The sequence below is a fragment of the Pseudoalteromonas sp. SG41-5 genome (assembly GCF_014164495.1).
Taxonomy (GTDB): domain Bacteria; phylum Pseudomonadota; class Gammaproteobacteria; order Enterobacterales; family Alteromonadaceae; genus Pseudoalteromonas; species Pseudoalteromonas rhizosphaerae.
The window spans coordinates 1-13,141 of record NZ_JACJFH010000110.1; the positions used below are offsets into that span (position 1 = coordinate 1).

General features: G+C 40.9%; 11 protein-coding genes. 5 read left to right on the forward strand and 6 right to left on the reverse strand.

What is annotated here, in order from left to right:
- From H5232_RS20055 to H5232_RS20075, 5 genes are all read left to right on the forward strand, one after another.
- The coding region (locus H5232_RS20055; protein ID WP_182831394.1) for a TonB-dependent siderophore receptor at window positions 1–1,117 on the forward strand (1,117 nt) is incomplete at its 5' end.
- Window positions 1,107–2,252, forward strand: a complete 1,146-nt coding sequence (locus H5232_RS20060; RefSeq protein ID WP_182739472.1) for a DUF1624 domain-containing protein — start codon at window positions 1,107–1,109, stop codon at window positions 2,250–2,252. The genes H5232_RS20055 and H5232_RS20060, both read left to right, overlap by 11 nt.
- Before the next feature lie 399 nt (window positions 2,253–2,651).
- Window positions 2,652–4,925, forward strand: coding sequence for a ferritin-like protein (locus tag H5232_RS20065; RefSeq protein ID WP_259398452.1), 2,274 nt, complete (start codon window positions 2,652–2,654; stop codon window positions 4,923–4,925).
- 13 nt (window positions 4,926–4,938) lie between these two features.
- Window positions 4,939–5,880: a DUF692 domain-containing protein gene (locus H5232_RS20070; protein WP_149982274.1), complete on the forward strand. Its 942-nt coding sequence runs from the start codon at window positions 4,939–4,941 to the stop codon at window positions 5,878–5,880.
- Window positions 5,877–6,755, forward strand: coding sequence for a DNA-binding domain-containing protein (locus H5232_RS20075; RefSeq protein WP_182717537.1), 879 nt, complete (start codon window positions 5,877–5,879; stop codon window positions 6,753–6,755). Before H5232_RS20070 ends, H5232_RS20075 begins: the two co-directional genes overlap by 4 nt.
- A 45-nt stretch (window positions 6,756–6,800) precedes the next feature.
- Here the strand turns inward: H5232_RS20075 and nudB are convergent, their stop codons facing one another.
- From nudB to H5232_RS20105, 6 genes are all read right to left on the reverse strand, one after another.
- Window positions 6,801–7,244 (reverse strand): dihydroneopterin triphosphate diphosphatase, encoded by a 444-nt coding sequence (nudB, locus tag H5232_RS20080; RefSeq protein WP_182717536.1) that lies wholly within the window; start codon window positions 7,242–7,244, stop codon window positions 6,801–6,803.
- 65 nt (window positions 7,245–7,309) lie between these two features.
- Entirely contained in the window at window positions 7,310–8,038 is a 729-nt protein-coding gene (locus H5232_RS20085; protein WP_182717535.1) for a sulfite exporter TauE/SafE family protein, read from the reverse strand.
- Between the two features lie 28 nt (window positions 8,039–8,066).
- The gene (locus H5232_RS20090; protein ID WP_182717534.1) at window positions 8,067–8,756 is read right to left on the reverse strand and encodes a pirin family protein; all 690 of its coding nucleotides are present in this window, start codon (window positions 8,754–8,756) and stop codon (window positions 8,067–8,069) included.
- A gap of 116 nt (window positions 8,757–8,872) precedes the next feature.
- Window positions 8,873–9,769, reverse strand: a complete 897-nt coding sequence (locus H5232_RS20095) for a LysR family transcriptional regulator (RefSeq protein WP_149982269.1) — start codon at window positions 9,767–9,769, stop codon at window positions 8,873–8,875.
- Window positions 9,762–11,615: a monovalent cation:proton antiporter-2 (CPA2) family protein gene (locus H5232_RS20100; RefSeq protein WP_145240191.1), complete on the reverse strand. Its 1,854-nt coding sequence runs from the start codon at window positions 11,613–11,615 to the stop codon at window positions 9,762–9,764. Before H5232_RS20100 ends, H5232_RS20095 begins: the two co-directional genes overlap by 8 nt.
- Window positions 11,616–11,667: 52 nt before the next feature.
- Window positions 11,668–12,519, reverse strand: coding sequence for a pirin family protein (locus tag H5232_RS20105; protein ID WP_145240193.1), 852 nt, complete (start codon window positions 12,517–12,519; stop codon window positions 11,668–11,670).
- Between the last annotated feature and the right edge of the window lie 622 nt (window positions 12,520–13,141).

Genomic DNA, 13,141 nt, shown 5'->3' on the forward strand with positions numbered 1-13,141 from the left:
TACGCGTCAACACCGTTATAGAGATTATTACTCTGATGATTTGTCAGTACGCGCAGAATTAAGTGGTCATTTTGATCTTGCTGATATCACTAACCATGTTTTGATTGGTGTTGATGGGTATGACTATGAGCTTCGCACTGGGCTTTATCGTTATCGTGGTGGTAAAGATACGTACACATTAAATATTTATCAGCCAAACTACAGTGAAGGGCAAGGCCCCGATGTTGCGCAACTGTATGAAAACAATGAAAAGCAAAAGGCATACGGTATTTATGTACAAGATCAGTTAGACCTTACCGAGCGTTTTAAATTAATGCTGGGATTGCGGTTTGATGAAATTGAGCAGAATATTTTCGAGACTAAGTCAGGTGTTGCTTCAGATAGCACGATGAATCGACTTAGCCCACGGCTAGGCATGGTATATGAGCTAAATGATGCGATTAACCTTTATACCAGCTATTCCGAAGGGTTTATACCTTTAAGTGGTACTGACGCTCAGGGTAAATCGTTTGGTTTTGAAGAAAGTGATTCCTTTGAAGTGGGTGTGAAGTTCGGCTTTGACAACGTTAGCGGTATCATCGCTTTATTTGATGCTAGCAAAGGCAACATGTTGGTGGCTGACGATAAGGGTTATTCAAAACCTATTGGTAAAGTAACCAGTAAAGGTATTGAGGTTGATCTGATTGGTAGTTTAGGTGAAAACACTCAGTACACACTTTCGTATGCTTACGTAAAGGCTGAAACAGCCAAAGACATGATTAATGTTGAGTGGTTAGAGCCTATACCTAAAGGTAGCCCGTTAGTTAACGTACCAAAAAATAATTTTTCGCTTTCTTTAAATCACAATACCCGTGTACTTGAGCAAGACATTAAATTTGGTGGTCATTATCAATATATTTCAGAGCGACTAGGCGACCCAGTAAACTTATCTTTTAACTTACCAAGTTATCAGCTGGTGGGTTTATTTGCTCAATGGCAGGCGACTGAACGGACAAATGTTTCACTTAATGTTGATAATGTATTTGATGAAAGCTACATAGCCAGTAGCTACAATGCATTATGGGCCTACCCTGGTGCACCAACACAGTTTAAATTGGGTATAACATATGACTTCTGAACAAGTTAAAAACCGTATTCATAGTATCGATATCATGCGTGGCGTGGTTATCTTATTAATGTTACTTGATCATGTGCGAGAGCGTTTTTTCTCGCAAATGCCGGTATTAGACCCAATGGATGTTGACGTTACCTCTCCAGGGCTGTTTTGGAGCCGTTTTGCAGCGCACTTTTGCGCGCCAACCTTTATCTTTTTAACAGGGCTTTCGGCGTGGCTTTATAGCCACCCAAGCTCAGGTAAAGTACGCTCTGCACGTAGTTTTTTAGTTAAGCGGGGGTTGTTTTTAATTGCCCTTGAAGTTACGGTTATTTGCTTTTTGTGGATTTGGTTTATCCCGACTATTTTTCTACAAGTGATATGGGCTATTGGCCTGTGTATGCTGGCTCTGGCATTACTAATTAACTTACCGCAACGACTATTGTTAGCATTGGGTTTATTGATCGTTTTTGGCCATAACTTACTCACACCAATTACCTTCAGTCCAGATGAGTGGGGTTATACCTTATGGACTATTCTGCACGATCGCGGCTTTATCTCTGAAGGTGGTTTAGTTAATGTCAAAATCAGTTACCCAGTATTACCTTGGATTGGGGTTATATTACTTGGTTACTGCGCAGGCCCACTGTACGCACATAATCGAGACAGTGAAGATCGTAAACAGTGGCTGATTGGTTTGGGCTTAGCGTGTATAGCGTTATTTGCTATTTTACGCGGCTTAAATATCTATGGCGAAACGCTACCTTGGCAGCAGTTTTCAACAGCAGTGCAAACGGCTATGTCGATATTTAACGTTACCAAATATCCACCTTCACTGAGCTTTTTATTAATCACTTTAGCGCTGATGTTTTTTGGCTTATGGTTTTTTGAGCGTCCGTTAAATCGCTTTAGTAATGCTTTAAGAGTGTATGGCTCGGTGCCGATGTTCTTTTATATTTTTCATCTTTACGTTTTATTGATTTTATACACAATTTGCAGAGCTATTTTTGGTGCTAATCATGGTGCATATTTTGCCGTAAATGATATTACATGGATTTGGTTAATTACGGTTGTGTTAGCCGTTACGTTATATTGGCCAACTAAGGCATTTAGTCACTATAAGCGCAAAGCAAATAAACCTTGGTTAAAGTATTTATAGTAACAAACAGCGGTTATAGCGCCGGCTATTTATCCACTTGTTATACCTAGCTTTTGGGGCTGGGTATAACAAGGATATTCAGTATTAAATCTTACTTGCAAATCTACAATGATGCCGATAGAGGTAAATATTCGCAGTAAAATGATTGCTACTAGCGGGTAAACGATATTACTGAGCCGAAACAGCATAATGCTTGTTGGGTGAACGGACGCCACTTTAATGTGCTTATCAACGCGCTTTTTACTGTTTTTGAATAAAGTATTAGTTTTACTTCTGTGCCAAATATCTACTTTTGTAATGTATTGTAATACTGCATCGCTGATGAAACCTTCTACACTCATTTGACTTACGCGACAAGTTTCTTGGTCGCATATAACTGTCATCATGGAGCAATTGAAAATGCAGAGTGCACAAAAGGCGGTAAGGATTAACCTCGATCTTGATCTTAAAGTCAGCATCAAACAATACAAAAAAATTAAAGAGCGTCCCGTAAGTTACAAAGACGCTGATATTGCGTGTATAAAAGCCATCGCACAAGCTGCGATTAACGTTGAGTTATTTACCATCCCGTTATATATGACAGGTCTGTATTCAATACAAGGCATGCATGCAATAGGTGGGGATGAAGGCTTGTATCCCGAGCGTTTATGGCCTGGGTTAGGGGCAACAGCAGGCTTTATTCCTAATGAACGAATAGCAAAATTAGATATTACTCCAACGCCAAAACCCAGCAAGCCACTGAGCGTAAATGAACAGGCGTTTAATGCTGTTTATAGTGTGTTTATAGAAGAAATGCTGCATTTACAGTTGGCTTCTAATATCGCCAGTAAACTAAATCTAACTCCTTCATTTACCAGTAATGCACTGCAAACAGAAAAGTTTGGTTGGCATTGTTATGACGATACAACGCAAATCCCGCATATCTTAGATTTTAAAGACTGCAGCCGTGATTTATCAAAACTTAGCCCTAAAGTGAAAGAATACTTTACAACTCACTTTCAGGGTCAAACACTACAAGATATGCGAGTCAATGCAGCGGCATTGACAAAAGAGCAGGCTTTACTGTTTTTATTGATTGAAGAAACCGAGGAAAGTGCAAAAAAATTAATAATCAATAAAGATTTAGATGGCGTTCGACCTAAATACTTTGAAACAGCTCCTTTTGATTGGTTTAAAGCAACAGATACAGAAGTTGATTTACCTATGTTTGGTTCTATCGGGCATATGTATTGCTGTTATTGGGACTATCTTGAAATTGTGTATGAGGATGGTAGTAGCTTAATTGATATTTTGGTGAATCCAGCTAAACCTGATTCCGTGCAACGTGATTACTTTAATACTCGTGACTCAGCCGAATATAAACCGCAATACCCGGGGATTAATGGTTCAATCAATGAAAGTAATGATCTAGATAAGTTAAAAATTGAGATTGTTAATAATATCAATGCAATAACGGATCAAGGTGAAGGTAAAGGTGTTGTTTCTGAAATCTGCAGCCGCTGGGCGGCAGAGAGTTGGGTAATAACGTATTTGCAGCAACAAACGGTAGCATTGAAAAGCACACCGATTGAGGCAGATGATCATCAGGTCGCTGCTAAGTTTCAACCTAATGCTGATAACCTAAAAGAAGATTACCCAGCGGATAGCGCTGGGCAAAAGCCACTTCCTGTATCTGGTATTGCATGCGCACGTATTACAAATACTAAAAAAGATCATTTTATTACCTTTGCTGATGTACTTGATTTGATTATTCAATATGAATACCAAGAGGGTCAATCTTACAGTGATAACAACGCGGCCCAAGTGTATATGACCTGGCAAACGTGGCATAACTTGTGCGGTAAATTTACAGTAGCAATGCTTAACCCGCAAGGTGGCGATAAGGCTAAGCAGAAGCACCCAGATTTACCTGCTGTAGTTGATGTAGAAAAAGCATTGAATAATTTGTTTTCTAGCCCTGAACGTCGTGCACAAACACATCAAATTTTTAGTGAATCAGCGGTTGGCACTTTAAAAGGACTTACCACAGCATTGGATCGCTATTGGGGTGGTAAAACGACTGAGTTTCCAGGTCCTGCAATGGGGGGTTCGGGCGATCGAGTATCTATTTGTTGGGCTACAACAGGGCAGGCTCCAGATCTGGTTGCGGGTATTGCGGATATGTCTAAGGATGTTTTATACCATGCGTGCCAAGGTATGGATTATACAAAAGAAAATTCAAATAATTTACCTCCCGCAACAGTGTTCCACAGCTGTAAAGGTTCGAACAATTGCAAAGCGCAAGGTGGGTGTGGGTTTGTGCATAGCACAACACCGGGAGGAAGCTGTGGTGGTAGCGCCCCTGCTGATGGTCCATTTAGCGCTCCTGCAAATAACAAATGTAATAATTTAGGTGGTTGTGCTGTGCCGATTTCTGCCTCGCAGCTATTCCCAAAAGAGCCATCAGCAAAACCCCAGATGCAATTATTTGAATTTGGTGATGGACCAGACTATGCATCTACGGCTAAACCATATACCGACCCAGAAACAGGTAAAGTTCTAGAGCAAATGCCATTTAAAGAAGGTGATGCGGTTTACAGTATCGCGTGGCAGGCCTATTGTAATGCAAAAGGAGTGCAAACTACGCCGCCACCTGCAGATGATATTCGCTTAGCGCTTCCGCCTTCAACTTAATTGGATTGAATACATGACATCATACATACAGAAGCAGCCTTTTGCTGCTTCTGCTATTGAGCAAATAAACCCGCTAGGCTTTGGTTTGGGGTTGCGCAGTGAGCATTATCCGTACTTAATGCAAAAACCAGTAACAGGGGTTGATTGGTTTGAGATCATTAGTGAAAATTACATCGATAATTATGGCTATGGCCGTCATGTATTAGAACAATTGATGGCTGATTTCCCTATTGTTATGCATGGTGTGTCTATGAATATAGGCAGTAGCTCTGCGCTTGATTTTGACTATTTAGAAAAGTTAAAAGCATTGGCGGATTTTGTAAAACCAGCGTGGATATCAGATCATCTATGTTGGACAGGCTTTGCAGGAGTAAATAGCCACGATTTACTACCTATGCCGCTTACTGAGGAAAGCTTAAAGCATGTTATTAACCGGGTTAATCAGGTACAAGACTTTTTACAGCGGCCATTAGTGCTGGAGAACCCCTCTACTTATTTAGAGTTTCAAAACTCGTCGCTCACGGAGCCGGAGTTTTTTACGCAGCTGGTCGAACAAACACAGTGTGCTATGCTGCTAGACGTTAATAATGTTTATGTGTCGGCGTATAATCACGGTTTTTGCCCAAGGACATATATAAAAAACTTACCGCTTAAAAGTATTGTGCAAATGCATTTGGCGGGGCCAACACTCAGCGGGCATTGTTTGATAGATACCCATGATAAACCAGTTCCTGAACCTGTATGGGAATTGTATCAACTCGCGCAATCTTTATGTGGGCCTGTCTCGACTTTACTGGAATGGGATGCAAATATTCCTGCGTTTCCTGAATTAGTCGCTGAGTTAAACAAAGCTAAAACTGTATTAGCGGGTCAAATTCCTCATGCTCCAGTACAAAATAACCACCAACAAGGTTGTATTTCTACACCGCTGGTTTTAGCTAAAGAGAAATTATGAGTGAACATTCATTGAGGCAAGTGCAGCATTGGTTGCAAACAGTATTAATTGTTCGTGGTGATTTGGATGATAAACTCTTACAGGCATATGCGCATGATGGCGTTATGCTTGATACGCTAATTAAAAGTACAGATAAAATTTCAGCCCAGCAGCGAGTAGATATTTACGCTGCAGGTTATGTGCTAAGGCTTGTGGATTGTTTACGTTGTGAGTTTTCATTGTTGGCGCAGTATATGGGAGATTCGTTATTTTCCACATTTGCTAAAGCATTTATTGTGACGGTGCCTTCTAAAAGTTGGAGTCTATATTATTTAGGTGAGCAATTCGCCGAATTTTTAGCACAAACTAAACCACAAGGTATAATCGATGTTGCTCAACAAACTATGGTCGATTTACCTGCTCAAATAGCCTTATTTGAACGCACCAAGTCTGAGGTGTTAGTAGCCCAAGGTCTTGAAAAAAATGTAACGGCAACCGAGCTTTCTATCGAACAGCAAATGCTCACGTGTTTAGTAAATAATACTGATATTCAAGCGGCGCCTTGTTTGCGGGTAATAACATTAGATTACCCTATTTTAGAGCTCATTTCACAAATTGAAGCCTGCATAGCAAAATTAGAAGTAATGCCTGATGAGTTGATTTTACCTATTCAGCAACCATGTTACCTTGCTTTAACACGTATACATTATAGATTTAGAGTCTGGTCTTTAGCTCATTGGCAGTATTTGCTACTCGGTTTTTGTATACAAGGAAGTAGCTTTAATATGGCGATTAAGCAAACAGCATTACAGCTAGAGGTTTCTAGCGATGAGTTAACCTCAGACGCAATGATGTGGTTGCCACAAGCAATCAATATGGGCTTGTTGTTTCAATAAGTGCTACAAGTAAGCAGTTAACCTAATTGATAACAATTAAATAAACTATAACGCCAAGATTTCATCGCGATTACTTGGCGACCAGGCTTTGTCAGCCGCTTGTTGTTGCGTTAGCCAAATAAAATCAGTGTGCTCATTCGGATCTAAAGTAATGGCGATATCATCGGGTACGCAAATACTAAAAACATACTCAGTATTAATTAACGCATTGGCTTGATAGCGGTGTCGCCATGACTCTCTAATGGTATATTGATTGGTTTTTTGGTGATCACGTATTGTTAAACCCAGTGCGCGGGCATCTATCCCTGTTTCTTCTAATAGCTCACGGTAAGCTGTCACAATAGGCGTTTCGCCTTCATCAATCCCGCCGGTGACTGATTGCCAAAAGTTAGCATCATCGGTACGTTGGATCAGTAAACAGTCTTTATTTTTTTTATAAATAACAACCAGTACAGAGAAGGGTTTACGAAGTGGTTGGTTATTTAACAAAATAGAGCCTTAAATAGCGTTTGTTGAATCAGTTTACCTAACTACGAAATGTTTAACTAGCCAGATCACATCACTAACAACCAAATACCCAGCAACAAGAGTAGTACATTCATTATTTTCAGAAACTGTGAAGTATTGAGTTTGCCCTGCAACCAGATCCCTAAACGATTACCACAAAAAGCAATCGGCAAGCTGGCAAGTGCAATTAATGCCCACTTTATTTCGATTAAACCCAGACTAATAAAGCCAATAAGCTTGACGGCATTCATCATCGCAAAAATAATCGCCACAGTTGCGACAAATCGTTTCGGTGGTAACTTAATGGTACTGAAATACATTATTAAAGGTGGGCCGCCAGCATGTACTAAGGTACTTACAATACCGGCTAAACCGCCCATAGAGAAGGCACCTAAACGGCTATTTAAGGCATTCAAAGTAAACTTGCTAAAGGCTAAACTGCGAATAGCAAACACTATACATAAAATAGCAATCGCTGTTTTTATAAACGCCGCATCTAACCAGCCAATTAACGCATGTGCAATAACTACGCCTACCAATAAACCCGGTAGTAAGCGTTTAAGTTGCTGTATATCCCATTGTTGCCAGTAACTTTTTAAACTAAAGACATCGGCAACAATAAGTACCGGTAGCATCAAACCGATTGCGGCAACGGGGGGCATCACTAGCATTAGTAAAGGGACACTAAACACTCCAAGCGCTCCTGCAAAGCCTGATTTTGACACGCCGGTGAGCAATACGACAAATGCGATGATAGAGAGGGTTGTTACTGTCATTGGTTTTTCTACTTACTGATTATTTACTTTATGCTGGTAGATCAAACCACAGCGCTTCTAAGCTGCTGGTGGCTGTTAATATTACCCGTTCATTGCGATTTAGTGCAAAGGCATCGCCGTTACTAAAATTTTGCTTGTTTGCGTCTATATGCCCGCAGATAATATGCAAATAACCTTTTCTATCCGCTGTTTGCAATGTATGCGATTGACCCGCATCAAGTTTTAAACGATAGATACTAGCATCTTGGTTGATGCTCACGCTGCCGTGTTCGCCATTTGGTGTAACAAGTGGTGTAAGCTGAGTTGTTTGCGGAATACTTTTTTGCTCATAGCTAGGGGCTATACCACGCAATTTGGGTTGTATCCAAATTTGTAAAAAGTGCGCTGTTGCTGAATTTGAAGCATTATATTCGCTGTGCATAATGCCACTACCGGCACTCATCCGTTGCACGTCACCAGCAGGAACAATGTATTCATTACCAGTGCTGTCTTGGTGTTTTAATGCGCCTGAAATGACATAGGAAATTATTTCCATATCTCGGTGTCCGTGAGTGCCAAAGCCTTGGCCTGCAAGTACTTTATCTTCGTTGATCACTCTAAGTACTGACACCCCCATGTGTTTTAGATCATGGTAATGGCCAAATGAAAAACTATGCTGACTTTGTAACCAACCAAGATCAACTTGGCCGCGCTCGCTGGCTTTGCGTATGTAGTGCATAACTTAACTCCTGATTAAACGCTAATTTGAATAGCAGCAGTATAAGTTTTATAAGGAAGATTAAAATCGCTTTTAAAAGGATTATTTGTTCTAATTAATAGAATGAAAGCCCTTGATTAGCAATCAAGATCAGCCTGCATTACTTGATATCGTAACTCGCCAATGAATGTGCGCGCTGCCGGGCCAAGGCGATCACCGTCTTTAAATAGTAAATGTAGCATGGCACTGCGCTTACTATTGTGGCTAAGATTAAGGGGCTTGAGCCGATTTTGTGCTAACTGATTGGTAATCGCTGTGCTAGGTAGCCAAGCAAAGCCTAAGCCGTTGCTGATCATATCAATGGAAGTCCGCATATGGCTTACTGTCCAGCGCTGGTCGGCACCTAACCAGCCACCGTCTTGTTTATTGTGTAAGGCTGAATCGCGTACCACAATTTGTCGGTGCGATTTTAAATCTTCAAGGGTGATAGGTCGGGTGATGCTATGTAACGCATGATCTGGGTGCGCAACAGCAGTAAACTCGATATTGCACAACTCTTCACTAAACCCGGCTTTGCCAGTGAATCCCGATATTGCAATATCGGCACTGGTGTTCTCTAGTAATTCATTCGCGCCAGTCAGTACTGATTCGTATAATTCAATACGTAATAATGGATACATTGCCGAGGTATTGTTGAGTACTTTATAAAGCAGTGCTTGCGGAAAAACTTCATCAACAGCAATACGTAATTTGCTTTCAATCCCCTCACTGAGGGTCTGCCCAATTGCTTCTATTTTGGCGGCTTCATCGAGTAGGTAATTAGCGCGGCGCATCATCATCTCACCAGCTTCGGTGATCACGGTTTTACGTCCTTCAATAGTAAATAACTTAACACCTAAAGCGGTCTCAATTTTACCAACAGCATTGTGAATACTTGATTGGCTTTTATAAATTTTTAGTGATGCTTGATTAAAACCGCCATGTTCAACCACAGCCCTAAACATACGCCATTGCTCTAAAGTTATTTTAAGCATCTTTATGGTTGTCCTCGCAGTCACCTTGGTCACAGGTATTGAGTGATTCTCTGGCACGTTTATCTTGATTGAGTACTTGTTTTAGATCTTCAGTGCGTTGACGTACCGCTACACCATAACTGTGATCATCGCCCCACAGTTTTGCTAATTGCAGTACTGAGGCACGATCGTGCTCTCTAAATAAGTGTCCTGCGCGCTGCGAGTCTTCCTTTGAATTTCCTAATAGTTCTAGGGTTTCAACGGCAAGGTTGATGGCGGAGTCAACGGTTTCTCGGTTAAACGCATCAACGTGCAAATTAAGTAATTGGTAAGCATGGCGACGATCTTTAGCGCGCGCCACAATCTTTAAGTGCGGAAAGTGTTTGCGGACAAGTTTAACTATTTCGAGAGTTTTGTCGGCATTATCAATAGCAATAACCAGTAATTGTGCGGTATCAGCTCCAGCGGCTTCGAGTAGTTCTTTACGTGCTGCATCACCATAATGCACCGTATTACCAAAGCGGCGCAGCAGATCAATTTGGCTAGGACTGTGATCAAGGACACTAATATCATACCCTTGGGTGCTCAGTAAGCGCCCCATAATTTGTCCAAAACGGCCGTACCCAGCAATGATTACGTGTTTGGCTGGGCTTATCTGCTCTGGTTTATCAAACTCAGGTTTTGTTGTTGTGTTGCTACGTTTTTGTAATGTGTCGTAAAGCATTAATAGTAAAGGGGCTATTAACATTGAGATGGCCACGACTAAGGTGGTTAAGTTGCTTTGTTCTGGGGTTAAAATTTGCAATGTATTAGTCATCGTCAGGAGCACAAAAGCAAACTCACCACCTTGTGCTAAGGCTAAAGTGAATAACAGTTGCTGGGTATGATGAATTTTAAAAGTTCGTGCTAAGGCATACAAAACAGCGGCCTTTACAACAATTAAAGCGGCAACCAATGTAACCACTAAAGTAAATTGATTAAATAACAATGCAAAGTCGATAGAGGCACCGACAGCGACAAAAAACAATCCTAATAACAGTCCTTTAAAGGGTTCTATATCGGCCTCTAACTCATGACGAAATTCACTTTCTGCCAGTACCACACCAGCTAAAAAAGTCCCTAACGCTGGAGATAAGCCAACATTTTGCATAATCAGCGCAATCGCTACCACTAAAAATAACGCAAATACAGTGAATATTTCCCGCATTCTGGTTTCAGCAATGTACCTAAATAGCGGCGCAGAAATATACTTACCAGCTAAAATAATTGCCGCGATCACTGTTACTGAGGCGGTTACTTGCCCCCAAACTGGCCAATCAGCAGTTAGCGAATTATGCGTGCTGGTGGCATTTAACATTGGCTCAAACGCCAATAATGGTAGTAATGCTAAAATAGGAATAACGGCAATATCTTGAAATAGCAGTACCGAAAACGCATTTTGGCCGGCTTCATTTTTCAGCCAACCTTTTTCTTCCAGGCTTTGTAGCACAATTGCTGTTGAAGAAAGCGCGAGCATTAAACCAATTGCTAGTGCTGTTTGCCAATGCATGGCCATAAACCAATAACAAATTGCAAAAATTACCGCGGCTGTTAGGGTTACTTGCAAACCCCCAAGCCCTAAAATAGAGTGGCGTAACTTCCAAAGCCTTGCTGGTTGTAGTTCAAGGCCGACTAAAAACAGCATCATTACTACACCAAATTCAGCAAAGTGCATAACAGACGTTTGATCGCCCACTAACCCCAGCAAATACGGGCCAATTAAAATACCTGCCAGCAAATAGCCGAGTACGGAGCCTAACCCAAGGCGTTTTGCGATAGGCACCGCAACAATGGCTGCGGCTAAATAAATTAATGCGATCTCTAACATAGTTGTCCTTTGCTAATACTGGCTAACTTATTATGCCTTAAAATACTGTTTACTATAGCGGAATAAATTCTTTATCGTCACCAGGGATTTTTGGGAAACGTTGAGTTTGCCAGTCTTGTTTTGCCTGCTCTAAGCGTTCTTTGCTATAAGCAACAAAGTTCCAATGCAAGTATGGGACTTTTTCAAATTTATCGCCACCGAGCAAAATAAAGCGTGCATCACTGGCAAAGTGAATATCAGTATCGAGGTTATCAAGTAGGATAAAATCACCTGCTTGATAATCCTGTTGACCCACGGTAACGCTTCCATAAATAACATATAACGCGGTTTCTTGCTGTGGGTTAGGCGACTTAATTTGACTATTGGCGCTGCCAACCACATCAATATAAAACATGGGGGAGTAGGTTTTAACTGGGGAGCTTAATCCGTAAGCTTCACCAACAATTAAGCGCATCATGATACCTTCATGAATTATGTGTGGTAGTTGCTGTTTTTTTATATGGGTGAATGAAGGCTCAATCTCAGTCATATTTTCTGGTAGCGCAATCCAGCATTGTAAGCCGTCAATATGATGCGGGTTAGCGCGCACTTCAAAGCTTTCTCGTTCTGAGTGAACAATGCCTTTACCTGCCGTCATCCAGTTCACATCGCCTGGGTGGATTTCTAAATTATTACCTAGCGAGTCGCGATGTAAAATGCTGCCGCGAAATAAATAAGTGAGTGTTGATAAGCCTATGTGCGGGTGAGGGCGAACATTGATCCCTTGGCCAACAGGAAAATCGTTTGGTCCCATGTGATCAAAAAAGATAAATGGTCCCACCATTTTTTTATCAAAATTAGGCAGTACGCGCTTTACGTTTAAGCCACCAATATCATGTTCAGTTGGGTTGAGTATTTTAGCCATGTTTTGCTCCTTAAAGGTGACCAAGCAGAGTCACGTTGATTCGATTAATTGAATACATAAGTTATAGCCCTAACAATAGATGATCACTTAATTTCGAGTATCACTATTGATGCTTGATTAATAATATACTCACGTTAAAAGAACGAAAATTAGTAAAAATAGGCGTTAATATTCTTTTTTAAAGAATTTTAATGGTGTGTTGTATGGCACTAAAAGGAGCTTTATGCGTAGTAAACAGTGCTTACTATTACTTGTTGATGCTTTTAATGCAAAATACCGCAGGTAGGGAAACTAGCGACGACACATTTACGCTCATCAAGCATTGCGATAAGACGCTGAGGGTATTTGCGATTAGCAAAATATAGCAGTTGTTGTGATCACACGACCGACAACACAAAATTAGACAGTAAAAAACGGCCAATTACTTGGCCGTTTTACATCAAGAGTTAGTTAAGTTTTACTGGGCCGTTGATATTATCGATGCTCAAATCACCAGAGTGATCCGCACCACCAGTTTTGGACACCTAATTAAGTGAGTACAATCACTAATGAGGTGAACCATGACAAACAAGAAAAAACGTATTCTCCATTCTGCTGAATTTAAAGCAGAAGCACTGAAACT